The organism is Sorangium sp. So ce1153, assembly GCF_051521595.1.
Taxonomy (GTDB): domain Bacteria; phylum Myxococcota_A; class Polyangia; order Polyangiales; family Polyangiaceae; genus Sorangium.
In genome coordinates this window covers 6969868-6994146 of record NZ_CP150361.1, presented here as the reverse complement: position 1 = coordinate 6994146, position 24279 = coordinate 6969868, and the positions used below count along the sequence as shown (strand labels likewise).

At 70.9% G+C, this 24279-nt stretch carries 20 protein-coding genes; 11 read left to right on the top strand and 9 right to left on the bottom strand.

Going from position 1 to position 24279, the window contains the following annotated elements:
* The first annotated feature begins 32 nt into the window (after window positions 1-32).
* Entirely contained in the window at window positions 33-2735 is a 2703-nt protein-coding gene (locus WME85_RS25165; RefSeq protein ID WP_437841753.1) for a glycoside hydrolase family 15 protein, read from the top strand.
* Between the two features lie 137 nt (window positions 2736-2872).
* Here WME85_RS25165 and WME85_RS25160 read toward each other — a convergent pair whose 3' ends face one another.
* Complete coding sequence (locus tag WME85_RS25160; RefSeq protein ID WP_437841751.1) at window positions 2873-3958, bottom strand: NAD(P)H-dependent flavin oxidoreductase; 1086 nt, start codon at window positions 3956-3958, stop codon at window positions 2873-2875.
* 157 nt (window positions 3959-4115) lie between these two features.
* Window positions 4116-4916 (bottom strand): nucleotidyltransferase domain-containing protein, encoded by an 801-nt coding sequence (locus WME85_RS25155; protein WP_437841749.1) that lies wholly within the window; start codon window positions 4914-4916, stop codon window positions 4116-4118.
* Window positions 4917-5183: 267 nt separating this feature from the next.
* Here WME85_RS25155 and WME85_RS25150 point away from each other — a divergent pair, with 267 nt between their 5' ends.
* Window positions 5184-5942, top strand: coding sequence for a methyltransferase domain-containing protein (locus WME85_RS25150; RefSeq protein WP_437841746.1), 759 nt, complete (start codon window positions 5184-5186; stop codon window positions 5940-5942).
* Window positions 5943-6059: 117 nt separating this feature from the next.
* Here the strand turns inward: WME85_RS25150 and WME85_RS25145 are convergent, their stop codons facing one another.
* From WME85_RS25145 to WME85_RS25135, 3 genes are all read right to left on the bottom strand, one after another.
* Window positions 6060-7208, bottom strand: a complete 1149-nt coding sequence (locus WME85_RS25145) for an alkaline phosphatase family protein (RefSeq protein WP_437841744.1) — start codon at window positions 7206-7208, stop codon at window positions 6060-6062.
* 216 nt (window positions 7209-7424) lie between these two features.
* Window positions 7425-9023 carry a M1 family metallopeptidase gene (locus WME85_RS25140; RefSeq protein WP_437841741.1) on the bottom strand — a complete coding sequence of 533 codons (1599 nt, stop codon included), beginning with the start codon at window positions 9021-9023 and terminating at the stop codon, window positions 7425-7427.
* A 145-nt stretch (window positions 9024-9168) separates the two neighbouring features.
* Window positions 9169-10173: a formylglycine-generating enzyme family protein gene (locus WME85_RS25135; RefSeq protein ID WP_437841738.1), complete on the bottom strand. Its 1005-nt coding sequence runs from the start codon at window positions 10171-10173 to the stop codon at window positions 9169-9171.
* Between the two features lie 364 nt (window positions 10174-10537).
* Between WME85_RS25135 and WME85_RS25130 the strand changes: the two genes are divergently transcribed.
* The 4 genes from WME85_RS25130 to WME85_RS25115 all read left to right on the top strand — a co-directional run bounded on the left by WME85_RS25130 (window position 10538) and on the right by WME85_RS25115 (window position 13175).
* Window positions 10538-10861 carry a hypothetical protein gene (locus tag WME85_RS25130; RefSeq protein ID WP_437841736.1) on the top strand — a complete coding sequence of 108 codons (324 nt, stop codon included), beginning with the start codon at window positions 10538-10540 and terminating at the stop codon, window positions 10859-10861.
* 143 nt (window positions 10862-11004) lie between these two features.
* Entirely contained in the window at window positions 11005-11541 is a 537-nt protein-coding gene (locus WME85_RS25125) for a hypothetical protein (protein WP_437841733.1), read from the top strand.
* Window positions 11542-11552: 11 nt separating this feature from the next.
* Window positions 11553-12569 carry a hypothetical protein gene (locus WME85_RS25120; protein ID WP_437841731.1) on the top strand — a complete coding sequence of 339 codons (1017 nt, stop codon included), beginning with the start codon at window positions 11553-11555 and terminating at the stop codon, window positions 12567-12569.
* Window positions 12570-12608: 39 nt separating this feature from the next.
* Window positions 12609-13175, top strand: coding sequence for a hypothetical protein (locus WME85_RS25115; protein WP_437841728.1), 567 nt, complete (start codon window positions 12609-12611; stop codon window positions 13173-13175).
* Between the two features lie 11 nt (window positions 13176-13186).
* On the opposite strand, the gene WME85_RS25110 is transcribed toward WME85_RS25115, so the two are convergent.
* Window positions 13187-14365, bottom strand: a complete 1179-nt coding sequence (locus tag WME85_RS25110) for an ATP-binding protein (RefSeq protein ID WP_437841725.1) — start codon at window positions 14363-14365, stop codon at window positions 13187-13189.
* Window positions 14362-15699, bottom strand: a complete 1338-nt coding sequence (locus tag WME85_RS25105) for a sensor histidine kinase (RefSeq protein WP_437841722.1) — start codon at window positions 15697-15699, stop codon at window positions 14362-14364. The genes WME85_RS25110 and WME85_RS25105 overlap by 4 nt, the downstream gene beginning before the upstream one ends.
* Before the next feature lie 173 nt (window positions 15700-15872).
* Between WME85_RS25105 and WME85_RS25100 the strand changes: the two genes are divergently transcribed.
* A complete protein-coding gene (locus WME85_RS25100; protein ID WP_437841720.1) occupies window positions 15873-16613 on the top strand; it encodes a hypothetical protein in 741 nt (246 codons plus the stop codon).
* A gap of 31 nt (window positions 16614-16644) precedes the next feature.
* Here WME85_RS25100 and WME85_RS25095 read toward each other — a convergent pair whose 3' ends face one another.
* Window positions 16645-18138: a cobalamin B12-binding domain-containing protein gene (locus tag WME85_RS25095; RefSeq protein ID WP_437841718.1), complete on the bottom strand. Its 1494-nt coding sequence runs from the start codon at window positions 18136-18138 to the stop codon at window positions 16645-16647.
* A gap of 238 nt (window positions 18139-18376) precedes the next feature.
* On the opposite strand from WME85_RS25095, the gene pucL reads away from it, so the two are divergent.
* The 3 genes from pucL (at window position 18377) to WME85_RS25080 (ending at window position 22063) form a co-directional block, all read left to right on the top strand.
* Window positions 18377-19228 carry a factor-independent urate hydroxylase gene (gene pucL, locus WME85_RS25090; protein WP_437841716.1) on the top strand — a complete coding sequence of 284 codons (852 nt, stop codon included), beginning with the start codon at window positions 18377-18379 and terminating at the stop codon, window positions 19226-19228.
* Between the two features lie 33 nt (window positions 19229-19261).
* Window positions 19262-20878 (top strand): lipase maturation factor family protein, encoded by a 1617-nt coding sequence (locus WME85_RS25085; protein WP_437841714.1) that lies wholly within the window; start codon window positions 19262-19264, stop codon window positions 20876-20878.
* A 144-nt stretch (window positions 20879-21022) separates the two neighbouring features.
* On the top strand, window positions 21023-22063 hold the full coding sequence (locus WME85_RS25080; RefSeq protein WP_437841712.1) for a metalloregulator ArsR/SmtB family transcription factor: 1041 nt from the start codon (window positions 21023-21025) through the stop codon (window positions 22061-22063).
* 107 nt (window positions 22064-22170) lie between these two features.
* On the opposite strand, the gene WME85_RS25075 is transcribed toward WME85_RS25080, so the two are convergent.
* Entirely contained in the window at window positions 22171-22794 is a 624-nt protein-coding gene (locus tag WME85_RS25075; RefSeq protein WP_437841709.1) for a hypothetical protein, read from the bottom strand.
* 440 nt (window positions 22795-23234) lie between these two features.
* Between WME85_RS25075 and WME85_RS25070 the strand changes: the two genes are divergently transcribed.
* Window positions 23235-24236 carry an NAD-dependent epimerase/dehydratase family protein gene (locus WME85_RS25070; RefSeq protein WP_437841707.1) on the top strand — a complete coding sequence of 334 codons (1002 nt, stop codon included), beginning with the start codon at window positions 23235-23237 and terminating at the stop codon, window positions 24234-24236.
* Window positions 24237-24279 lie beyond the last annotated feature (43 nt).

Below are 24279 nucleotides of genomic sequence, written 5' to 3'. Positions count from 1 at the left end.
CGGCGGCTGCCCGGTCGAAAGGGGATGGCGTGATGCGGAAGTGGATTTCTTGTGGAACCATAATTTTTCATCTGGCGCTGGGGCTCGCGGGCTGCGCGCTCGAAGCGGAGGAGGACACGCTCGGGGAGTCCGCTGTCCCTTTCGGCCCGGATAGCTCGTCCCCGGTGAACGAGGTGAGGGCTCTCGCTGCGGGCACAGGGGTACCCTCGGTGTGGGGGCCGGCGGACAAATCATTCCTCGGCACCTCGACGACGGCGGCATCGAGGGTCTACTTCACCGGCTACCGCGGCATCGTTTCCGAGGTGTTCTATCCGGTGCTCGACACCGTCAACACCGTCGACTTGCAGTTCATGGTCGGGGATACGGCCAAGACGTTCGTCGACGAGGAGAAGTCGGACCAGTCGCAGACCTACACGGTCACCCAGCCGGACAAGCGCTCCATGCGGTGGCAGGCGACGACCACCAACAGCGGTCACAACTGGCGGATCACCAAGACGATCTTCACCGATCCAGGGCGCAACACGCTGATCCAGCGCGTCAAGTTCGACGCGCTGGGCGGCAAGAACGTCACCCAGTTCAACCTCTACCTGCTCCACAACCCGGCGATGGACAACTCCGGGGCCGGCGACACGTCGAAGACGATAACGCTCTCGGGGGGGCGCACGATGCTCGTCGCCTCCGAGAACAGCCGCGCGTCGGCGCTGGCGATCTCGCGGCCGTGGAAGGTGCTGACCAAGGGCGGCCTGCCGATGGTGTCGAGCGGCTTCGTCGGCGAGACGGACGGCTGGACCGACCTGCTCGGCGGCACCAGCGACAAGACGATGAGCTGGCGCAACGACCTCGCGGCCGGCGGCAACGTGGCGCAGATGGGCTGGGTCGACCTCGGCACGAGCGCCGTCACCACCCTCTCGTTCGACGTTGTGCTCGGCTTCGGCGCCACCGAGACCGAGGCGACGACCACCGCGAACGCGACCCTCGGCAGCAACCTGGCCACGCTGCAGACCACCTACGACAGCGGGTGGAACAGCTACACGACCGGGCTCAACAGCCAGGGCGGCACCGCCGACGACCAGTACTACCTCGCGGCGATGGCGCTCAAGTCGATCGAGGACAAGTCGAACGGCGCCATGATCGCCGGCATGGGCACGCCGTGGGGCGAGACGAGCGGCGACAGCAACAACGGCGGCTACCACCTCATCTGGCCGCGCGATCTGTTCAAGTTCGCAAACGCGCTGGTGACGGCCGGGGACACGTCGACCCCGCCCCGGGTGGTCAACTACCTGTTCAACACCCTGCAGCAGACGAGCGACTGCGGCATCAGCGAGTACAACGCCCCCGGCTGCCCGCAGGGCTACAGCCGTGTCGGCCGCTTCCCGCAGAACGCCTGGGTCAGCGGCTGGCAGTACTGGCAGGGCACGCAGATGGATGAGCAGGCGATGCCGATCATCCTCGCCTGGCGGCTCGGCGCGGCGGTGTACAACCCGCTCTGGCCGAAGATCAAGAAGACCGCCGATTACATCGTCAACGTCGGGCCGTGGACCCAGCAGGAGCGCTGGGAGGAGAACGCCGGGTACTCGCCGTCGACCATCGCCGCGGAGATCGCCGGCCTCGTCTGCGCGGCCACCATCGCCCGCGCGAACGGCGACACGACCAGCGCCGCCCGCTACATGGCCGCCGCGGACTACTGGCAGCAGAGCATCGACCGCTGGACGTTCACCACCACCGGCTTCCACGGCGACGGCAGGTATTACATCCGCATCAACCCCTCGGCGCGGGGCAACTCCGGCGCCGGGCCGCAGGTGTATAACCCCGTGTCCGGCCCTGACGCGGCGATCTCCTTCACGCACGGCAACGGCGGCGGCACGCACGACCAGCGGTACATCATCGACGGCGGGTTCCTCGAGCTCGTGCGGATGGGGGTCAAGCGGGCCAACGATCCTTCCATCGTGGATACGATCGAGGAGTACGACGCCACCCTCCGGCAGACCATCAGTGGCAAGGGCCAGGCCTGGTTCCGCTACAACTACGACGGGTACGGCGAGCGGAACGACGGCGCGAACTACGACGGGCTGAACGGCCGCGGCCGGCTGTGGCCGATATTCACCGCCGAGCGCGGGATGGTCGAGATCGCCACGAGCGGCGCCGGCACGGCTGGCAGCCCCTTCCTGACCGCGGTGAAGGCGTTCTCCACGCCGCAGGGCTTCATCCCCGAGCAGGTGTGGAACAACACGGCGACCATCACGGGCTGGCAGGTCACCAAGCCGGCCTCCGCCACGGCGGGCACGCCGACCCGGTCGATGAGCCCGCTGAACTGGGCCATGGGCGAGTACATCAGCCTCCTCGCGTCGATCCGCGCGGGCAAGGTCGTCGACATCCCGCCGGTGGTCTGCGGCCGTTACAGCACGTGCGTGGTCGCGCCCGCGAGCAACGAGGCCGCCGTGTCGGTGAACGTCACCGCCACGACCGTGGTCGGCCAGCAGGTGTATGTCACCGGCAACACCGCGTCGCTGGGCAACTGGAACACCGATCTCGGCATCCCGGTCGATCCGGCCACGTATCCCGTGTGGAAGAACCGCGTCAACCTGCCGGCCAGCAGCGCGTTGCAGTACAAGTACTACCGCAAGAACGCCGACGGCAGCGTGACCTGGGAGAGCTGGCCGGGCGGCGGCAATCGCTCGCTGAGCACCCCTGCGGCCGGCGGGACGCTCACGCTCAACGACACGGTGACCTGGTAAGACCCGCGGGCGCGCGGGGGAGGGGAGGCGCGAAGAGCGCGGGAGTCGAACGGCGCGCCCGGGGCCCGCAGGCCGCCTGGGGCGCCGCTCGACTCAGCGCTTCATGAGTCCGCAGGCTGCCAGGCGCGCCGCTCGACTCAGCGCTTCATGAGCCCGAGGATCACCTGCTCGGTCTGCTCGACGAGCGCCGCCACGAGGTCGGCCGCGGGCCGCGGCCTGGCGAGGGCGGCGCTCTGGCCTGCCCAGAGGGACAGGTAGTCCTCGCGGTCCGCGGCGGCCGCTGCCCGGCGGATGGGCTGCGTGAGCCAGTTCTGGACCGGATACGCCGGCACGTCGGCCTCGTGCGGCGTCATGGCCTCGACGAACGCGTTGACGATCCCCCGCGCGACGCGGCCGGAGAACACCCGCGTGAGCACGGTGGTCCGGGCGCCCGGCGACGCCAGCGCGCGGCGGTGGCCGGCGCTCGCCCCCGACTCCTCGCAGGCGAGGAAGGCCGTCCCGATCTGCACCCCGTCGGCGCCGAGCGCGAGCGCCGCCGCCACCCCGCGGCCGTCCGCGATCCCGCCGGCGGCGACCACCGGGGTCCGCACCGCGTCCACGACCTGCGGCACGAGCGACAGCGTGCCCACCAGCGACTCGCGCACCGGCCGCAGGAACGCGCCCCGGTGCCCCCCCGCGTCGCTGCCCGAGGCCACGATGACGTCGACGCCGGCCTGGTCGAGCGCGATCGCCTCATCGACCGTCGTCGCGGTGCCGACGAGCGCGATCCCCCGCGCCTTCGCGCCCTCGACGACCCAGCCGGGCGGGACCCCCATGACGAAGCTGAGGACCTGCGGCCGCGCCTCCAGGGCGGCCTCGACCTGCTCCTCGAAGCGCGGGGTGAACGCGCTGGGCACCTCCGGGTCGGGCAGGCCGAGCTGCCGCAGGACGGGCCGCAGGCGCGCCACGTGCCGCTCGAGCTCCGCCGGCTCGATGGTGGACGGCTCACCGGCCTGAGGGACCCACAGGTTCACCGCGAAGGGGTGCGGCGTGAGCCGCCGCAGCTCGGCGACGAGCTCGCCGATCTGCGCCGGCGTCAGGAAGTGAGCCCCGAAGGAGCCGAGCCCACCGGCGTTCGAGACGGCGGCCGCGAGCGCGGTGGTGGAGAGGCCGCCACCGAAGGGGCCCTGGACGATGGGGAGACGCAGTCCGAGCTGTCGTGTGAGGCGCGTGTCGGTCCACATGGGGGAGCTCTATAGCGGTGTTCCGGAGAGAAGGGTAGAACCGCCAGGGGACGCCAGGCAGGGAAGGGGCGCCAACGGGAGAATCTGGGCCTGGTCGCCGCGGCTGACGGCGGTGGCCCCGGCGCGCTCGTCGTCCCTGTCCGTCTCGGCTCGCCCCTCAGAGGTCGTCGATCGGGGGCGGCGCGTTCAGCCAGTTCAGCTCGCTGTCTTGCATGAACTGGGCGGACCACGTGGCCTCGGTGATGTCCCAGGTCTTGTACTCGCGAATCATGCGCACGAATTGCTCGACGCCTTTGGTCGTGGGCTCCGCGGCCAGCGCCTGGATCAGCGGTATGACGCCCGCGGGCCTGTCGGGCGCGGCCTCGAGCACGCGCAGGAACCACTTGTGGTAGGGGTAGAGGAGCTCGTTGTGGGCGAGCACGATGCGGCCGCCGAACAGGGTGAGCCTGGAGACGGCGGTCCGGAGCAGGGGCGTGTCGCGTCGCTTCAGCGCCTCCTCCGAGTACCAGCGCCAGGCCTCGAACTGCGCCTGGAACCGCACGATGCGGGACGCCTTGTCCTCGAGCGGGTAGCGCGCGGCGCGCTCGAGCAGGGCGGAGAGCGAGGGGTCGCCGGAGAAGAGCACCTGAGCGTCCTTGAACGCGTAGCGCGCGGGCTCGCTGCCCCTGGCCGCCACGTCGCCCAGGAAGCCTGCCGACACGTACTTGCCGTCGACGTACCCGCCCTCGTAGGTACAGAGCTCGCGGCTGAAAAAACACGCGCGACCGGTGCGGAGCCGGTCGCGATGCTCCTCGTCCGAGACCACGATCATCACATCGACGTCCGACTCAGGCGAGCAGAACCCGTGAGCGATGGACCCGCCCAGGATGAGGCCAGTCACCCCGGGGGCTTGCTCGAAGTGCTCGACCGTGCGGCGCAGGGTCGTGGCATGGTGTGGGAGGATCTCGGCTTTCTTCATGCGTCGCGGAGGATACATCGAACCCGAACGAAATGGACGCCGGCGAGGTACGGCGCGCCCGCGGAGGATGGCCGAGGCGCCGGCACGGCCAGGGCGAGCCCGCGCCGAGGTGCGACGGCCGCGCCGCCGCCGGCGACGCCGACGACGGGCGCGCGCCCCGTGGCGGAGCGGAAGCCGCCGGCCGGCGCGACGCAGCGGGCGCGAAGTGCGTAATTGCACAAAATTCACAGAACATTCACGTGATCTTGTACTCTGGAGGAGAGATTTATGGCTGGCCCTGTACCGTACGACGCTGCGTTCTATTCCAAACTACAGAACGGCTCCCTGAACTCCGCGCGCCAGGTGGTGCCGGTCTTGATCTCGCTGCTGAAGCCCCGGAACGTCGTGGACCTGGGCTGCGGGATCGGCACCTGGCTGACGGTGTTCAAGGAGAATGGCGTCGCCGATATCCAGGGCATCGACGGGGATCATGTCGACCGCAAAGCCCTGCTGATACCCGAGGACCGGTTCACCGCCCGCGACCTCGGTCGACAGCTGACCCTGGACCGGCGTTTCGACCTGGCTGTCTCCCTGGAGGTCGCCGAGCACATCGACGCCTCGGCCGCGGGCACGTTCATCGACAGCCTGACGCGGCTCAGCGACACCATCGTGTTCTCCGCGGCGATCCCGCTGCAGGGCGGTGAGAATCACGTCAACGAGCAATGGCCGGAGTACTGGAGGGCGCTGTTCGAGGCCCGGGGTTACCGGCTCGTCGACTGCTTGCGCCCGCGGTTCTGGAGCGACCAGAAGGTCGAGCGCTGGTACCGCCAGAACCTGCTGCTGTATGTGAAAGAAGAGCACCTGCGCGCGACGCCGGCCTTGCTGGCGGAATACGAGAAGAACAAGCATAACGTGCTGTCGCTCGTCCATCCCGACGTGTATCTTTATCCTTCCATCCCCTCGCTCCTCCAGTTCATTCGCCGGACGTTCGCCTACCATGTCCGCCGGCGCCTCGGGATGCTGGCCGGGGCTGCGCCGCGCTCCTGAAACAGGCCCGCTCGCGACAGCCGTCGCGTGGACGCGCGGACGTGCGGAGACGCACGGCGCCGGTGCGCGGCTCAGCGCGGAGGCGCGTCCTCGCGGGGCGCGCGCCATGGCCCCGGATCAGGCCTCGGCGACGATCAACGGCACATACATCTCCTGCTCGCACAGCCCGCCATGGACGCCGATGTGCGAGTAGCGCTGCTCGCCTGGCAGCCAGTCTATCATGAGCGCGGCTTCCTTCATGAGCAGGGTGTAATCGCCGATGCGATCGTGCAGCCTCGCGTGGGGTGGCCCCAGGCCAAAGTAGCCCTCCTGCACGAGGTCTGCGCTGGCCTTCAGGTCCGCATGTTCGGCGAGGTGCGTGGTGACGTACTCGACGAACTGCGACCGACGGCTCGCGTCGACATAGCAGTACGCCGCGCGTCGCTCGCCGCAGAGGGGCAAGGAAAGCGTCCGGGCGAGCTCCGGATGGGCGTCGAGCTGGATCGCCCGCTCCGCCTTCATGTCGATGAAGCCGTGGTCGGCCGTCACGACGACCGTGGTGCCGGTCCCGCGAATGCGAGCGAGGAGATCGGCGATCGCCGCGTCGAGCTCCGCGATGTGGGCCGCGGCTTCGCGGCTCGCCACGCCGTGCTCATGCGCCAGCTTGTCGTACTCCGGCCAGTACGCGTAGATGTAGTTGCGAGGCCCGGGCTGACGCACGATGCGCGCGATCGTGCCGAGCATGTGGCCGAGCTCCTCGTACCCATGCACCTGCGCCTTGCCCCGGTGCGCGGTGTTGAACGCAGAGTGCGCGATGTGAGCCGGCGTGACGATGTGGGAGAGCGCGTCCAGGCGATCGAACACGGGGGGGACGTCGAACAGCGCGCCTGCGGGGGCCTCCGGGGGCGCGCCGCCCCGGCGCGTGTGATAAGGCAGCACCGTGAGCACCTCTCCGAGCTCGCGGAAGTACGTGAACCAGCCCGTGACGCCGTGTTGCTGAGGCGCCGTTCCGGTCAGGAAGGTGGTGATCGCGCTGGCCGTCGTCGTGGGAAACACGGACGTGATTCGACCCAGGGTGTGCCGCGCGAGCACGCCCGCTCCGCAGCGCTCCATCAGCGCTGAATGACCGAGACCGTCGATGACGAGGAGGACGACGTTGCGGCTCGCCAGCCGCGTGGGGGGCAGGCTGCGCAGGGGCGGATACGGCCCGCTCTCCGCGCCGAACGCGCGCGCGACCGACGCCATGAGGTTGACGATGCTGCCGCCGTGATAATCGGGCAAGGTCATGAGGATGGGCTCACGGGATCCGCGCGTGGGAGACCTGGTGTCACCGCATCCTAGCGACGGCCCGCGCTTTCGGGAGGGAGGAAACGCAAGACGAACAAGTATGCCGAGGGCGGATCGTTCACCGTCGTCGTCGTGGGACGAGCGCGGGGCGGCTGCTCCAGAGCTTACCGTGGTCCTGCGTGACCACGGCCAGGTTCGTCGTCGGGAAACGCTGTATCAGGGAGGGCAGATGGACGCGAGGTCGACCGGGCACTCCAGGGTGCGCAGCCACTCCGTGGTCAGCGCATCGACCGCATCGGCCCCGTCGCTGTCGGTGGCTGCCTTGATGGCGTCGAGGAGGTCCTGCATGCGCGCGGCCTTCCCCACGTTGGCGGCGTGAAAGGCGCCGAGCGCCCGGTCGAGCAGGTCGACGCCGAGCGCCTCCGCGACCTCGCGGAAGAAGAAAGCCCCCTTCATGTAGGGCACTTGCGACCAGAGCGGGTCGCTCAGGATGTCGATCTCATTGCAGGTGTCCGGCAGCGCGATGGTATTGCGGCCGGCCGCCGGATCGCAGACCGACCTGAGCGAGCACTCATACGAGGCCCACACGTCCACCCCGACCTCCTCGAGCGCGCGGGCCGCCAGGTATGAGGCGGTGCCCTCGGAGAGGATGAAGTCCTCCCAGCAGGCGATGCGCACGCCGTTGCCGAACCAGCCGTGCGCGGCCTCGTGCGCGTTGACCTCCTCGTTGTAGAGAGAGCCGCTCGAGAGGTGCCAGAACGGGTGGTGCTCCATGCCGCCATAGTCTCCGCCGCCCCAGTTGGCCGAGACCGTCCCGACACTGTCGCCGAAGGGGTAGGGGCCGTACGTGGTCTCCAGGAAATCGAACACCTCGACGAGGTGCTCGGTGCCCGCCGCCGCGTCGGCCTCCTGGCCGGGAAGGTGCCATACGCTCACGCGGGTGCCGCCGGAGGTGGTGCCGAGCTCCAGCCGCGTGAGCTCGGCGACCGCGATCGCGGGCATGTAGGAAGGCGCGTCGGTGGGGATGCTCTCGGGGTAGACCGCGGTCATGCCCTCCGGCACCCCGGTCACGCGCATCGTGAACCGCGAGCCGTCCGCGGGATCGGACTTGCACGGGAAGAGGTTGCCGCAGAAATGAGGCCAGAGAAACGAGACCCCCGAGTCGGGCATCCACCCGTCGAAGTCCTCGTGTGGCTTGAAGGTGTAATCGATGATGATCGTGGCGTCGCTCCCGGTCGACGGCACACCGACGTCGAGCCTGCCGGAGCTCACCTCGTGATCGAGGGCGCCCGAGCCATCCGCGACCGACGCGATGTCGAGGTCGCCAATCTCGAACGACGCGGCCGTGCTGTCCGACGCGGCGAGCACGATCGTCGCCCTGCCGGTGAGGCTGGCGAGGTCGAGCTCGAGCGCGGTCGAGAGGATGTCGCGCGTCCAGTCCTCGCCGGCCGGCGGCGTCGTGTGCCCGCCGCCCGAGCCGCCGGTGCCGTCGCCGCCCGAGCCGCCGCTGCCGCCGGTGCCGTCGCCGCCGGTGCCATCGCCGCCCGAGCCGCCGGTGCCGCCGGTGCCGTCGCCGCCGGTGCCATCGCCGCCCGAGCCGCCGGCGCCGTCGCCGCCCGAGCCGCCGGCGCCGTCGCCCGCGGAGCTCGAGCTGCTGGTCACGCCTGAGCCCCCATCACCGCCCGAGCCGCCCGCGGAGCTCGAGCTGCTGGTCGCGCCGGCGCCGCCGCTGCCCGTGCCGTCGTCATCGCCGCAGGCCACCGTCGCCAGGGTCGCCGAGGTCAAGATCGATAACCAGAGGGTGGTGCGTCGCATACGTTCGCTCCTGCAAGAGGGAGGCGCAGCGTAGGCGATGTCGGACCGCGCTCGAAGAAAGCTGCGCTGAGGCCCTCGCTTTCTCGCGGAGTCGCGCCCTGCTCTCCCAGGGCCCACGGCGGCTCGACCCGCGGTCACGCGGTCGCTACGGCTCCCGCGCGCACCGGACCCCGATGCCAGCCGCGCGGTTCGTCGGGACACGGTAGTCGCGCGTGGAGAGGTGCAGCGCCTCCGCGGCGCTGCGCCAGCCGCCGCCTCGCATCACCCGGTCCGTGCCGCCGGTCGTGACGGCGCAGTCCACGCACTCGGGCGGGTAATCTCCGAACCAATCCAGCGTCCATTCCCAGACGCCCCCCGACAGATCCGCTTGCTTGAACAGCCCGTCTCCCTGCGGTGACTTCGACCCGACCGGCAGGACGTCCTCGATCACGCATCCCTCCACGTCGCTGCCATTGCAGGCATACAGCGCGTGGTCGTGATCGAGGGTCTCATCGTCCGCCGAGGCCGACCACGGATACGGGCGCTGCTCGGCGCCGCCGGCCGCGGCGTACCCCAGCTCCGCCTCCGTCGGCAGCCGGCCGCCGTCCCACGCGCAGAACGCAAACGCCATGTACCAGCTCACGCAGTTCATCGGCAGGCGCTCGTTCGCGCCGGGCTCATCCGTCCACACCCACGCCGTGCCCTCCGCATCGCAGAACAGCCCGTTCACGAGCTCCGCGCGGTCCGGCGGCAGCCGTTCGTCCCACGCCGCGTCCCACCCGCTGTCCGCGACCAGCGGGTGCGCGCCGGCGCCCGCCGCCGGCCGACTCCCGGGATACGCGTCCACGAACGCCCGGAACCGCCCCAGCGTGACCTCGAACCGGTCCAGCCCGAAGTCGCTCACCGTGGCCGGGAAAGCCGGGTCGTTACCCCGGTTGAACGTGCCACCGGTCACCGGCTCGCTCGCGCAGCAGCTCTCGTCCCCCGCCGGCCCGCACGTCGCAGGCAGGCCAACGCAGCGACTGCCAGTCTCCACGCCGCCGCCACCGCCACCAGCGCCGCCCTGCTCGTCTATCGGATGATAGGGCTTGTCCAGCCCGACGACCGTCGTACACCCGACAACCGGCAGGCACAGCGCCGCCCACAGCCATCGCGCAGATCGCTTCACCATGCTCCTGTCTCTATTACCGAGGAGAGAGAGAGGAATCAACAGAAACGAGCGGACGCGACAAGAGGGGATGAACGAGGTCGCCCTTCGAGACCTACCAGTCCGGTGGGCTCAGCAGCGTCGGTGCCCGTTGCGCGTTCGAGCAAGTCCTCGCTCAGTCGCGCAATCGCCCGCCGACGGCTTGATGCCGGATCCACCACACGAGCCCAGCCGTCTCGCTGTGTCTTGTCTCTTTTGCCCCTCACGCGGCTGGCATTCGCTGCCGACTCACGCTCGAGATGCACCCCGGCGCGCAGCGTGCATGGGCACCGTGCATCACCCGGCATCCACCAGTCGGCATGCTCGGGTAGAGGGGTAGGGACCGAAGATGAACCAGTTGAGATTGTTCGGCGCTCTGGTGACCACCGCGACGCTCGCTGTCGCTCCGCTCGCTCGTGCGGCCAGCACCACGCCGATCCAGGATCTTGAGCTCGTCGAGGAGACGAGCGCACCCAGCTCGGCGGACGCGAGCGACCGCTGGTCCAGCCATCATCACGGGTATCACGGGTACCACGGGTATCACGGCCACCACGGGCATCACGGCCACCACGGGCATCACGGCCACCACGGCTATTGGGGTTCCAGGGCCGACGTTTCTCCGCGGGCAGGTCTCCCGACTCCGGTCGTGAGCCTGACGGATGGTCAGCGCTGATGTCCTGACGGTTCATGGCGCCGCTGGCAGGCCGAGCGGACGCTCGGCCCCAGCGGCGCCGCGCCGGCGAGGAGGGTCGTCCGGTCGGGCAAGGCGCCGGCACCGCGGGCGCCCTGGGGGTGAGCTGCATGAACGGAACAGCCATGGGCCAGAGACGCGCCATCATTCTGCTCGCCGCCGCGGCGGCGCACCTCGTGGCGGTCTGCCTGGGCGCTCTGCACGTCAACGTCGGAGACGAGGGCTGGGCGCGCCGGGCGGTGAAGTATTACGGCCTGCTCTCCGGAGCTGACAGCGGTTACTCATTCTTCGCTCCGGGGGTCGGGACGTCGCTCTCGGCGAGCTTTCAGGTGAACGGCGCGAGCGGGAAGATCGCGACCGATGTCCTGGAGACGGGGGTGAGCCGTGAAGCAGATATCCGGGTCAGGAACATCATCGGGATGTTCTGGTTGGAGGAGGAGGCGATGGTGAGGCGCTCGCTCGTGGCTTCCTGGGCTGGCAAGGTGCTCGCCAGGCACCCAGACGCCGACAGCGTCGTCGTCCAGCTCGATACGCTCGAGCTCCCCTCGATGGCGGAATACCGCGAGGGGAAGACCACGGGATGGGAGATGAATTATCGAGCCAAATTCGTGCATCACGCGAAGCTCATGCGCGCGCAGCGAAGCGACGGGAGGGCGCCGTGAACGCGCGGTCGATGGCTGATCCCCGGGCCGCGATCGGGCGTGGGTTCGCGCGAGCGTGGGCGGCCGTCGAGCGCTTCGCCTTCGCTCCTGCGTCCGCAGCGCCGCTCGCCGCGCTCCGGGTCGGGCTCGCCTCGGTTCTGCTCATCCAGGCGGGGATGGTCGCTCCTGCGCTGTTCGAGCTCTATGGGCGATCGGGGATCCTGCAGGCACCACTCCTCGACGCGCTCGGGAGTCCTGGGTCCGTCCGGCTCAGCTGGCTGATAGACCGCCTCGCCCCGCTCGGGATCGGAGAGGTGCCCGTCATCGTCGCCGTGGGCGTCTTCTATGTGCTCGCCCTCGTCGCGCTGCTCGCGGGATGGCACACGAGGATGGCCGCGGCAGGCGCCTGGTTCTCCCACCTGGCGCTGATGATGACGGCGGATAGCACGAATTACGGTGTAGACCAGTTCGCCAACATCTTCCTGTTCTATCTCATGTGGATGCCCGCGGGAGCGGCGCTGTCGCTCGACCGATGGCTCGGCCGCACGCCCGGCGGGCCCACGAGCACGGCGCGGCTCGCCCTGCGCGTGGTGCAGGTACACCTCTGCATCGTCTACCTCACGAGCGGGCTGGGAAAGGCGCTTGGCGAGCAATGGTGGAACGGCGATGCCATCTGGCGGACGCTCAACATGCCCGACTATCGCCAGTACGACTTCACCTGGCTGGCCTACCATCCATGGCTCGCGGTGGGCGCAGGCTGGATGGTGCTGCTCATCGAGATCGGCTACCCCTTCATGACCTGGCCGCGCCGCACCCGGCGGCTCTGGGTGGCGGCCACCGTGGCGCTCCACGTCGGCATAGCGGTCTTCATGGGGCTCGCTGTCTTCGGAGCCATCATGGCTGTTCTTACCATCTCCGCCTTCGCCGTGCGGGCAGACCCTCCCCGATCCACGCTCTCTCCACCGAAGCTCCACGAGCTGCTCCGCCCGGTTCCACCAGCTGCTCCACCAAACTCCACGAGCTGCTCATGCCGCTCACCCGTCGTGTGAGCTACGTTGAAGGCCTCACTGACGCAGGGAGGCAAGGCGATGGCAGGAACGACGGACAGCGGCGGCGGACGGCGCGGGAGCCCCTGGAGGATGGCGGTCTGGGGCGCTGCAGCGCTCGTCCTGCTGCTGCCCTTGGTCGCGATGCAGTTCACCGGAGAGGTGGCATGGGACCTCGCGGATTTCGCCATCTTCGGCGCCATGCTGGTCTGCGCTTGCGGCGCCTACGAGCTGGCGGCGAGGGCGACGGGCAACAGAGCATACCGAGCCGCCGTGGGCGTCGCGCTCGCGGCAGCGTTCGTCCTCGTCTGGATGAACCTCGCCGTTGGCATCATCGGGAATGAGGAGAACCCCGCCAACCTGATGGTTGGCGGAGCGCTCGCCGTCGGGATCATCGGGGCCGTCATCGCGCGCTTCCAGCCCCACGGAATGGGACGCGCGATGGTCGCGACGGCGCTCGCTCAGGCCCTGGTCGCCGTGATCGCCCTGGCCGCCGGACTGGGCCATAACTTCGTGCTGACGGGGTTCTTCGTCGCGCTGTGGCTCGCGTCGGCCCGACTGTTCTGGAGAGCGGCGCGGGAGCAAGCGCACGCGGTCGCGGCGCCGTAGGTCCCTCGCGCTCAGGCGGGGACCGCCGCCGGCAGCGGGAGCGTGAAGCACACCCTCGTCCCCCGGCCGAGCTCGCTCTCCACGCGGATCGTGCCGCCGTGGCGCTCGACGAGGTTCTTGCAGATCGACAGGCCGAGGCCCGTGCTCTTCTCGCCGGCGGTCGACCGGGTGCTCGTCCTCCGGAACTTGGAGAACAGGCCGCTGATCTCCTCCGGGCGAATGCCCAGCCCCTGATCCTCGATCGTCACCTCGACAGCGTCGCCGGCGCGCCGCGCGCGCACGGTCACCGTCGTGCCCGGGTGGGAGAACTTGAACGCATTGCTGAGCAGGTTGCTCAGGACCTGCTCGATCCGCTCGACGTCGCAGCGGACGCGCGGGAGCTCGGACGGCACGTCGACGGCCACGGCGATCCCCTTCCGGCCCGCGCTGTGCTCGTTCTGGGAGGCGGCGGCGGCGATGAGCCCTCGCAGATCGGCTTCCTGCGTCCGGAGCGCGACGTTCCCGTGCTCCAGCGTCGTGATGTCGAGCAGGTCCTCGAGCAGCTGCAGCGTGAACCCGGCGTTGGCCTGGATCTTCAGGAGATGGCGCCGCGCTTCCTCGCGCCCCGCGCCAGCCCCGGCGAGCAGCATCGTCGAGAACCACTGGATCGCCGCGATCGGATTGCGCAGGTCGTGCGCGGCGGTCCCCACGAGCTCATGGCTCCTCTGGTTCAGCTCGTCGAGCTGCTGGTTCGCCCGCTCGAGCGCGTCGACCCTCGCCTCGAGATCCGAGAGGAGCCGCTTTCGCTCGCTGAGGCGCCCGTGCTGAGAGAACGCGTCCTTCAGGACGCCGGCGAGCCCCGGCGGGTCCCACGGCTTGGGGATGAACCGGTACACCCCCCCTTCGTTGATGGCCTGGATCGCCGCGTTCGTGTCCGCGTACGCGGTCATGAGCAGCCGGACGGTATCCGGGAAGTCGGCCTTCACCCGCGCGTAGAACTCCGTTCCGGTCATGCCGGGCATCCGCTGGTCGCTGAGGACGACCTGGATGGGGCGCTCGCGCAGGAGCGCGTACCCCTGCTCGGCGCTCTCCGCGACGACGACGTCGTAGTCGCGCCGGAGCTCGCGGCGGAGCGCCTTCAACGTCTCGCGCTCGTCGTCCACGATGAGCAGCGCGCCCCGCGCGCCCGGCACGCGCGACGCGCCCGTCATCGGTCGAGCTCCTTCGGCAGCGTGATCGTCAAGGTGCTGCCCACCCCCGGCGTCGACCGGGCGGAGAGCGTCCCGCCGTGCTGATCGACGATGATCTTGTGCGAGATGGTCAGGCCGAGCCCGGTGCCCTGCCCGACAGGCTTCGTCGTGAAGAACGGATCGAAGATCCTGCCGAGGACGTCGGCGGGCATCCCGGCGCCGTTGTCCTCGAAGTCCAGGGTGACGGCGCGCGCCCCGTCCCGCGCGCGGATCGCGATGCGGCCGTTCCCCCGGCCGCGGCACGCGACCGCCTGGGCCGCGTTGATGAGGAGGTTCAGGAACACCTGGCTGAGCTCCGCCGGCTTGCAGCGCAGCCGCGGCAGCTCGCCCCACTCCACCGTCACCTGGACGCCGTCGCTCTTCAGCGCGGGGCCGGCGATCGCCAGCGTGCTCTCCAGGCTCTCCCGCAGGTCGGATACCTCCACCTCCGTCTGGTCGAGCCGCGCGAAGGTCCTCAGGTCCTCGACGATCTTCTGCACGCGCGCGAGGCCGCCGAGGGTGCCTTTCACGAGATCGCCCGCGTCCTCGCGCAGGAACTCGAGATCGATCTCCTCGCGCAGCGCCCCGGCGAGGCCCGTCACGTCGCCCGGGCCCCCGCGGAGGACGGCTCCCTCGAGCGACTCGTAGGCGGCGAGCAGCCGCGCGAACGACTCTCCCAGCGTGTGCACGTTGCTGCGGACGAACGCGAGCGGGTTGTTGATCTCGTGGGCCATGCCGGCGGCCAGCTTGCCGAGCGCGTTCATCTTCTCCGAGTGGACGAGCATCGATTGCGTGTCCCGCAGCTGCTCGAGCGACCTCTCGAGCGCCCGCTGCTCGGAGACGAGCCGGCGCTGGAGGTTCGTTATCTTCGAGTTGAGCGCGGACACCTCGCCGAGCACGCGCTCGAGCTCGACGACGTCGAACTCGGCGAGGATCACCAGATCCTCCCCCGGCCGCCAGACCTCGCCCCTGAGGCTGTGTGCGATCGAGCGGAGATCCCCGAAGTGCAGGATCCCCCGGTAGATCGGCGCGTCGCCGCGCTGCCCCGCCGCGGCGAGCCGCGCGAAGCCCGGGCTGAGGAGGCGAGCCAGGGCGCCCCCCGGCTCGCCCGCCCCGCCGAGCAGCCGGCGCATGCCGCGGTTCGCGAGCCGCGGCGCGCCGTCCGGCGCGAACACGCCGATCGCGAGCGCGACGGCCTCCATGAGGAAAGAGCCGGCGAGCCGCGCGAGCGGGCCGCTGAGCTCCTGCCCCGGCGGAGCGTCCGCGAGCGACGCTGTCTCGTCTTCTCCTGTTCTTCGCGGCTCGCGCGGATCCATCGGAATTCAGGCCCACCTTCGCTCGCGGTGGAGTCCATGTGTCTTGGCAGGCCGGCGTGAGGCTCGCTACACCAAACGCACCACGCGCCGTCTCCGCAGCTCATCCATCGATGTCCTCGTCGGGGGCCGGAGCGCGGAGGAGCACGGAGGAAGAGAGAGGAGGAAAGGGAGAGATGGAGCGAGCGCCGGCGCGAGAGGCCCTGACCGATCCGATCGACCGCGGGATGCGCGGGGTCCTCGCGGCCGCCTTCCGCCTCGCCGGCGCGTGGGGGCTCGCGCGGCTGCCCATGCCCGGCTGCGTGGCCGTGGCGAGCGGCCAGCTCCGGGGGGAGCCGGTGGAGATGAGGTCTCACGCCTTCGCCGGGGCAGGGTGGGAGTCGCTCCTGATCGCCGCCCTCGAGGACGGCGCGGGCGCGCTGCGCGTCGCGACCGTGTGCGGCCTGCCGGCGCGGGGCGCGCTCCGGCCGCTGCTGGGCGTCGATCTCGTCGCCTTCGGCGGGCGGCTGTCCCTCGTCGCGCTCGACCTGTCGCCGACCGACGCCGCGTTCTGGCAGGAGCACGCGCGCCCGCTCCTCGAGGCCGTCCACGCCCGGGCCGCGGCGAAGCTCGCGCCGCGGAGGCCGCCCGCCTTCGCCGCGGGCGCCCTGTCGCCGCTCGCGCTGATCGCGGGCGTGAGGCCCGGCGCCGAGCGCGCCGCGTTCGACGCCGCCGCCGGCCTGCTCGACGCCCTGCGCGGCCTGCCGGCGCTCGACCCGGCGCGCCCCGGCGAGCGAGGCGAGGCCGCCTTTCGCCGGAACCTCGCGCTGCGCCGCGCGGAGCTCTCGAACCGCAAGGAGGCGGACGTCCTCGCGGCGATGTTCGGCCGCGCCTTCGCGGATCGCTACCTGCGCGAGCACCTCTTCCGCGTGGCGTGAGCGCGCGCCGCCCTCGCCGGCGCGGGCGCGGTCACGCGCCGCGCGCCGCGAGGAGCTCCTGCGCCAGGTGCACGGCCCCCTCCGCGGTCGGCGCCGAGCCGTCGGCGCCGAGCTGCCTCCAGAGGTCGTGGACGACGCGGAACGGCTGGCCGCCCACCAGGACGAGGACGTCCCTGCACCGGCCGTCGTCGCGCGCGGCGGCGATCAGCTCGTGGACGCTGACGAGGTGCTCGCCGAGCGTGGCCGAGACCGCGAGGACGTCGGCCTTCCTGCGGGCGACCTCGCCGAGCACGTCGTCCGCCGGCGTGCTGGCCCCGAGGTAGAACGTGTCCCACCCCTCCATCTCGAAGAAATCGGCGACGAAGCGCGCGCCGATCTCGTGGAGGTTCCCGTCCACGGAGGTGGCCACGAGCCGGCGATCGGCGCGGTGGGCGTTGAAGACGAGCGGGTAAAGCTGGCTCAGGACCGTCTGGGTGACCGCCGTGCAGTAGTGCTCCTCGGCGACGCTGAGCTGATTGAGCTGCCAGAGCCTGCCGATCTCGTACTGGCACGGCTGGAAGACGTGCGCGTAGAGGTCCTTGACCGGCGTGTCCGCCTCGACCGCCTCCCGGATGAGCCGCAGCGCGCGCCCCCGGTTCCCCTGGAGCAAGGCGTCGAGGTAGCCGCACGCCAGGGGGCCGAGCGGGGCCTCGAGCTGCACGAAGCTGGGGAGCTCGACGGGGCCCGAGGTGAGCCGCTCGAGCGCCGCCGCGAGGTACCGGCGCGGCGCCTCGGCGAGGTGCTCGGGGAGCGCGATCGCGATGGCGTCGCCGAGCGCGCCGAGGTGGCTCACGAGCTCGGCGGGGTCGAGGCCGACGCTCGTGAGCAGCGTCTGGGCCCATTCCGCGTAGTCGCTGAACAGCGCGGGCGCCTCCAGGTCGACCGCCGCGGCGAGCTGGGCGAGGTGGCGCCGGGCGTCCTCCAGGCTGTGGGCGCGCCGCCCGCCGTGGGCGACAGCGTCCCCGGGGCGCCGCATGTAGCTGAGCGCGACGCTCAGCGGGGCGACGCGCGGCGTCGAGAGCGCGAGCGCCTCCGCCGCCGAGGCGGCCTCGCCCGGCGCGGCCATGGCGGCGGGGATGGCCGCGAGCGCGGCCGGCGTCACGAGCGGCGAGGCGTCGAGGCGCCGCCGGCCGGCCGCCAGGGCCTCCTGCGCGAGCGCGGAGCGCGCCGGGGCGAGCTGCTCCCCGATGGCCTCGCTCAGCGCGTCCAGCGCGGCGCCGAGCGTGCTCCGCGGCACGCCGATCCCCTCGAGGAACACCGCGGTGAAGGCGCAGTACTCGCCGAACTGCTCGGCGCCCGAGGCGCGCAGCGCCGCCGACAGCGCGTCGAGGTGCGCCCCGATGTCCTCGCGGCAGCGCTCGAGATCACCCCGCTCGCCCGGAGCCCCCCGCGCCGCGGCCGCCAGCCGGCCGATCGCCGCGTCCGTCAGGGACTCACGGCGATCGAGGAGCTCATCGGCCGTCCTGTCGCGTTCTGTGATGACCATGCAAGTGTATCTTGTGAGGAGCGATCGCCGGCGCACGTCCGATATCGCACGGACTCGCTCGGGATGCCCCGCGGGCGCGCGCGCCGCGCGCGGGAGGGAAGGGAGGGAAGGGAGAGGAAGAGGGCGCGGCGCCGCCGGCCCCGGCCGTCCGCCGCGCTTGGCGGACATCCTCCTTCGAGGTACCGTCTCTCCAGCGTCGCGGGGAAGCGTCATTGCCAGGCGCGGGAGCTGAAGAACGATGTCGATCTCCTTGGTGCGGAACAGCTACGGCAAGTCGAGGGTGCGGCTGGTCAAGGTGCGCCGCGCGGCGGAGCGGCACGAGCTCACCGACATCGACGTCGACATCGAGCTCGAGGGCGACTTCGACGACGCCTACACGCAGGGCGACAACAGCAAGGTGCTCCCCACGGACACGATGAAGAACACCGTGTACGCGCTCGCCAAGTCCCACCCGGTCGAGCCGATCGAGGATTTCGGCGTCCTCCTGGCCGAGCACTTCCTCGGCAAGCCCCACGCCCGGCGGGCGAGGGTCGCGATCGCGGAGAAGGTCTGGTCGCGCATCGACGCGGGCGGCGCGCCGCACCCGCACGCCTTCCTCCGCGCCGCGGGCGAGCGCCGGACCGCGGAGATCACGGCGGTCCCTGGCGACGTCGCGATCGTGTCCGGCATCGAGGACCTGCTCGTGCTCAAGACCACCGGCTCTGCCTTCTCCGGCTTCCCGCGCGACCAGTACACGACGCTCAAGGAGACCGACGACCGCATCCTCTCGACCCTCATGGTGGCGCGCTGGCGCGCTCCGGCGGGGCGCCGCGACGAGGCCCCCACGGCGACGTGGGAGAGCGCCCGCCGCGCCCTGCTCGAGACGTTCGCCGGGCAGCACAGCCTCTCGGTGCAGCACACGATCCACGCGCTCGGCGAGGCGGTGCTCGCGGCGTGCCCGGCCGTCGACGAGCTGAGCCTCTCGCTGCCCAACAAGCATTGCCTGCTCGTCGATCTCTCGCGCTTCGGGCTCAGCAATGACAACGAGATCTTCGTCCCGGTGGACGAGCCCCACGGGCTCATCCACGCCACGATGAAGCGCGGTGGCTGACCGGCGCGCGGGAGGGCTATCCTCTCGCGCCCGATGGCCCGCGAAGCACCGCCCCGAGATCAGGCTGACGAGGACGGCGCGCTCCTCGATCGCATCCGGAGCCACCCGCTCCGCCGCTTCCTCGGCCCCCCGCGGACGTACCTGCTCACGCGCTTCGTCCTGCTCCGCCTCCTCGGCTTCGTCTACTTCATCGCTTTTTTCTCGCTCGCCCGGCAGCTCGGCCCGCTCCTCGGCCCGCAAGGCCTCTTGCCCGCCGACCGCTTCCTCGAGCGCCTCCTCGCCGTGACCGGCTCCGAGGGCGCGGCGTTCCGCCGGCTCCCCACGCTGTTCCTGTGGCTCGGCGCCTCCGAGGGCGTCCTCCAGGCCGCCGCGTGGCTCGGCGTGGCGCTGTCGCTCGCGGTGTGCGCCGGCGTCACCAACGCTGTCGTGCAGCTCGCGCTCTGGGCGCTCTACCTCTCGTTCGTGCACATCGGCCAGGTCTTCTACGGTTACGGCTGGGAGCACCAGCTCGCCGAGACTGGCTTTCTCGCCGTCTTCCTCTGTCCGGTGCGCGGCTTCCGGCCGTTCCGGTCGCCGCCGCCGCCCGTGGTCGTGATCTGGCTCTTTCGCTGGCTCATCTTCCGGATCATGCTCGGCGCCGGCCTCATCAAGCTCCGCGGCGACCCGTGCTGGCGCGACCTGACCTGCCTTGTCTATCACTACGAGACGCAGCCGGTCCCGAGCCCGCTGAGCTATTACCTCCACCAGCTCCCGGCGCCGGCGCACACGGTCGGCGTGCTCTTCAATCACCTCGTGGAGCTCGTCGTCCCCTGGTTCGCCTTCGGCCCCCGGCGCGCGCGCCACGTCGCCGGCGTCTTCCTGGTGCTCTTCCAGTGCATCTTGATCGCGAGCGGCAACCTCTCCTTCCTCAACTGGCTCACCATCGTGCCGGCGATCGCCTGCTTCGACGACGGCGCGCTCGGCCGGCTCTTCCCGGCGCGGCTCCGGGAGCGCGCCGCGGCGCTCGCGGCGCAGCTCTCCCCGTCGCGGGCGCACCGCGCCGCCGCCGCCCTGCTCGCGATCCTCGTGCTCTGCCTCAGCGTGAACCCGGTCATGAACCTGCTCTCGCCGCGGCAGTCGATGAACGCCACCTTCGACAGCTTCGGTCTGGTGAACACCTACGGCGCGTTCGGCAGCGTCGGCCGGGAGCGCTACGAGGTCATCCTGCAGGGCACGAGCGACGAGGCGCTGGGGGAGGGGACGCGGTGGCTCGAGTACGACCTGCCGTGCAAGCCCGGCGACGTGCGCCGGCGCCCGTGCTTCATCACGCCGTACCACTACCGCCTCGACTGGCAGATCTGGTTCGCGGCGTTCGGCAGTTACGAGAGCGAGCCGTGGCTCGTTCATTTCATCTACAAGCTCCTCTCGGGCGACGCGGGCGCGCAGCGCCTCCTCGCCGGCAACCCTTTCCCTGGCGCGCCGCCCCGGTACATCCGCGCCGAGCTCTACCGCTACAGCTTCACCCGCGTCGGCGACGGGAGCGGCGCGTGGTGGCGCCGCGTCCGCGTCGCGGAGTACCTGCCGCCGCTGTCGGTCGACGACCCGGCGCTGCTCCGCTTCCTCGCCGCGTACGGGTGGCTGCCGGCCTCCCGCGCGCCCGCGCCGTTCTGATTCGATCATCGTCGAAGTAGATTGACAGCCGCGCGCGCGTCCGGTCGACCGCGCGCGCGCCTGCACCGGCGCGCCGGGCGCGATCCGATTCGACGGCCGTCGAACCAGATTGACGGCCGCCGCGCGCCCGCTATATTCGTTTCGATGGCCATCGAAGCAGATCCTCCGGCGCCCGAGCTGGGCCTCGACGCGCGCATCGGCGTGCTCAAGGCGCTCGCGGACGCGTCGCGGCTGCAGGTGGTGAACGCCCTGCTGGAGCGGCCTCACTGCGCCGAGGAGCTGGCCGAGCGGCTGGGGCGCGCGCCGTCCACGGTCTCCTTCCACCTCCGGAAGCTCGACGAGGCCGGCCTCGTGACGAAGCGCAAGACCCAGTACTACCTCGTCTACGCGCTGCGCGACGACGTGCTCCGCCTCTCGCTGAGGGAGCTCGTCACGGTGCCGTCGGCCGGCGGCGGCCCGGCGCGGCGGCGCGTCGAGCGGGCCCGGAGCCAGGTGATGCGCTCGTTCTTCCGCGGCGGCGTGCTGGTGCAGATGCCGAAGCAGTGGCGCAAGCGGCGCATCGTGCTCGAGCAGTTCCTCGCCAGGTTCGAGGCGGGGCGGCGCTACCGCGAGCAGGAGGTGAACGCGATCATCCAGGCGCTGTACCCCGACCACTGCACGATCCGGCGGATGCTGGTGGACGAGGGCTACATGGCGCGCGACGGCCAGTTTTACGAGGTGATCGAGGGGGGGACCCCAGGGGCCGGGGCGGCGACCGAGACGCCCGAGGCGGCGACAGGGACGCCCGAGGCGACGAAGAGGAAAGCGGGAGAGAGCACGATGGAAACGCGCAAGGAGCTGAAGCGGCAGTATCTCGAGACCCCGAAGCAGGCGGGCATCTTCCAGGTCAAGAACACGGTGAACGGCAAGGTGCTGCTCGGCAGCAGCACGAACCTCCACGGGCCGCTCAACAAGCACCGTTTCATGCTGTCGATCGGCGGGCACTCGAACCAGGAGCTCCAGAAGGACTGGAAGCAGCACGGCGCCGACGCCTTCACGTTCGAGGTGCTCGAGGTCGTGCCGCAGAAGGACGAGCCGGGCTTCTCGCTCGCGGACGAGCTCACCCTGCTCGAGCAGATCTGGCTGGAGAAGCTGTCGCCCCTCGCCCCGCGCGGCTACAACACCACCACGCGGATCCGCGAGTGAGCTGGGGCCGCGGCGCCTGAGGGCGGCTCAGCTCCCGCGCGCTCGGTCTCCACGCCTGCCCGGTGAGGGCGAACGGAGGGCGAGCTCGCTCCGTCGCGGTACGCCGCTCACTCGGCGGCGGGCGGAGGGATCTCGATGTGCGCCGTGGCGCACGACGTGCAGAAGACGCTCTTGTTGCCGGGATAGAACGCTTCATAGTCGACGCTGCGCTCGAGGCTCACCAGCTCGCGCTGCGTGTCGTCGTCGACGACCTTGACCGCATAGACCTCTCCATCCTCGAGGTCCGTGTTCACGTCGGGCAAGAAACCGATCCTGATCTCCCAGTGCGTGTTGGTCGGGTCCAGGTCCGCGAGCTCGCAGACGACCCTCCCGCCCTCGATCGCAGCGTCCGCGCTGAGCGGCACGTTCGGCGGTCGGGGCGCGTCCGAGCTGAGCGTCAGCGTTGCGCAGCGCTGTTTCCAGCACGCCTCGACCGTCACATGCGCCGGCGCGTCCGCGGTGAGCCCGATCGGCCCCGAGATACTGACCCCATCCCCGCAGCCGATCTCGTTCCCGTCGCACACCGGACACCCCGCGGTGAGCGCAACGAGCCCGAGGAGGGCTGCCACGGCGGCCGCCGCACGCAGCCTCGCTCGGCGCGTCGCGCCGCCGGGCGGGCGGGCGTCCCGGTGCCGCGTGAGAGACGGATCGATGTCCTGGATGATCGCGGCCCAGATGCCACTCACCTTCATGTTCACTCCGTTGTTCCGGCCAAGCTCCGCGCGCCGGAGGGACCTGCGGTGGAATCGGCCCCTTACCCGAACACGGTAAGTCTGCACCGAGCCTCTCACCAACGTGCGGAGCCTGCAAGTTCGATCCATGGGCGCGCGGCGGGGCGCGGCGTTCCAGCACGTTCTTGGCGGGCATATCCGGCGTCGCCGTCCTCGACGTCGCGGCGCCCCGCTCCACGGCGCCGCTGCACGCGCGCCCGCCCTGCGCCGCGCCTCTGCCGCGCTCGCCCTGCGTCGCGCCGCCGCCGCGCCCGCGCTCCGCCGCGCCGCCGGAGCTCCCGGCGGCCGCGCCGCGCCCGCGCGACGCCCGCTTTGTGTCCCCCAGAGGTCTTGCATTTTTGCCGCGGTAGCTTGCTTTCCTGGGCGTTGTCTTGCGCCATTGCAAGATCCATCCTCGCCTCATGAACAACGCAGCGCCCGCTCCCAGCTCCTCCTCCAAGCTCCACGTCGTGCTCGGCGCCGGCCAGATCGGCCCGCGCGTCGCGGAGCGCCTGCTCGCGCAGGGCCACCGCGTCCGCCTTGTGCAGCGCACCCGCCGCGCCCCGGAGCGGCCGGGGCTCACGTCGATGGGCGGCGACATCACCGACCTCGCGTTCGCCGAGGAGGCCACGCGCGGGGCCAGCGTGGTCTACGACTGCATGAACCCGCCCTACCACCTCTGGGCAACGCAGCTCTTGCCCATCGCCCGGGGCGCGGTGCACGGCGCGAGCAAGGCGGGCGCGAAGCTCGTCGCCCTCGACTGCTTGTACATGTACGGCATTCCCGACGGGGCCATGCGCGAGGATTCGCCGCGCCGCCCTTGCAGCAAGAAGGGCGCGCTGCGCGTCGAGGTCGAGGAGATGCGCCTCGCGGCCCAGCGCCGCGGCGACGTGCGCGTGGCCATCGGCCGCGCCAGCGACTTCTTCGGCGCCGACCTCCCGTTCTCCTTCTGGAGCGACCGCTTCTACGCGCGCGCGCTCGCCGGGAAGGCCGTCGAGTGCATGGGCGATCCCGACATGCCCCACGCGTACACGTACGTGGAAGACGTGGCGCGAGGCCTCGTGACCCTGGGCGAGCGCGAGGAGGCGATGGGCCACATATGGCACCTGCCGACGGCGCCTGCGGAGAGCACGCGCGCGCTCGCAGAGCGGCTGGGCCGCGCCCTCGGGCTCGAGGCGAAGGTGGCGCGACTCCCGCGCTTCGTGCTGCGCGCGATCGGCCTCTTCTCGCCCTTCATGCGCGAGGTCGCCGAGATGGCCTACCAGTGGGACGTGCCCTATGCCATCGACGACACGCGCTTCCGCGAGGCCTTCGGCTGGTCGGCGACTCCGGTGGACCGGCAGGTGGCGGAGGTCGCGGCCTGGGCCCGGAACCGGTACAAGCTCGCCGCCCCGCGCGCCGGGCGGGCGACATCCGCTGCTTAGCCTGATCGGCGCACGAACGAGCGCCGAGCGCCGCGAGGCTCTC

Coding starts and splice junctions, on each gene's coding strand:
- WME85_RS25165 (WP_437841753.1), top strand. CDS start 33: ATGCGGAAGTGGATTTCTTGTGGAACCATAATTTTTCATCTGGCGCTG.
- WME85_RS25160 (WP_437841751.1), bottom strand. CDS start 3,958: ATGTGGACCGACACGCGCCTCACACGACAGCTCGGACTGCGTCTCCCC.
- WME85_RS25155 (WP_437841749.1), bottom strand. CDS start 4,916: ATGAAGAAAGCCGAGATCCTCCCACACCATGCCACGACCCTGCGCCGC.
- WME85_RS25150 (WP_437841746.1), top strand. CDS start 5,184: ATGGCTGGCCCTGTACCGTACGACGCTGCGTTCTATTCCAAACTACAG.
- WME85_RS25145 (WP_437841744.1), bottom strand. CDS start 7,208: ATGACCTTGCCCGATTATCACGGCGGCAGCATCGTCAACCTCATGGCG.
- WME85_RS25140 (WP_437841741.1), bottom strand. CDS start 9,023: ATGCGACGCACCACCCTCTGGTTATCGATCTTGACCTCGGCGACCCTG.
- WME85_RS25135 (WP_437841738.1), bottom strand. CDS start 10,173: ATGGTGAAGCGATCTGCGCGATGGCTGTGGGCGGCGCTGTGCCTGCCG.
- WME85_RS25130 (WP_437841736.1), top strand. CDS start 10,538: ATGAACCAGTTGAGATTGTTCGGCGCTCTGGTGACCACCGCGACGCTC.
- WME85_RS25125 (WP_437841733.1), top strand. CDS start 11,005: ATGGGCCAGAGACGCGCCATCATTCTGCTCGCCGCCGCGGCGGCGCAC.
- WME85_RS25120 (WP_437841731.1), top strand. CDS start 11,553: ATGGCTGATCCCCGGGCCGCGATCGGGCGTGGGTTCGCGCGAGCGTGG.
- WME85_RS25115 (WP_437841728.1), top strand. CDS start 12,609: ATGGCAGGAACGACGGACAGCGGCGGCGGACGGCGCGGGAGCCCCTGG.
- WME85_RS25110 (WP_437841725.1), bottom strand. CDS start 14,365: ATGACGGGCGCGTCGCGCGTGCCGGGCGCGCGGGGCGCGCTGCTCATC.
- WME85_RS25105 (WP_437841722.1), bottom strand. CDS start 15,699: ATGGATCCGCGCGAGCCGCGAAGAACAGGAGAAGACGAGACAGCGTCG.
- WME85_RS25100 (WP_437841720.1), top strand. CDS start 15,873: ATGGAGCGAGCGCCGGCGCGAGAGGCCCTGACCGATCCGATCGACCGC.
- WME85_RS25095 (WP_437841718.1), bottom strand. CDS start 18,138: ATGGTCATCACAGAACGCGACAGGACGGCCGATGAGCTCCTCGATCGC.
- pucL (WP_437841716.1), top strand. CDS start 18,377: ATGTCGATCTCCTTGGTGCGGAACAGCTACGGCAAGTCGAGGGTGCGG.
- WME85_RS25085 (WP_437841714.1), top strand. CDS start 19,262: ATGGCCCGCGAAGCACCGCCCCGAGATCAGGCTGACGAGGACGGCGCG.
- WME85_RS25080 (WP_437841712.1), top strand. CDS start 21,023: ATGGCCATCGAAGCAGATCCTCCGGCGCCCGAGCTGGGCCTCGACGCG.
- WME85_RS25075 (WP_437841709.1), bottom strand. CDS start 22,794: ATGAAGGTGAGTGGCATCTGGGCCGCGATCATCCAGGACATCGATCCG.
- WME85_RS25070 (WP_437841707.1), top strand. CDS start 23,235: ATGAACAACGCAGCGCCCGCTCCCAGCTCCTCCTCCAAGCTCCACGTC.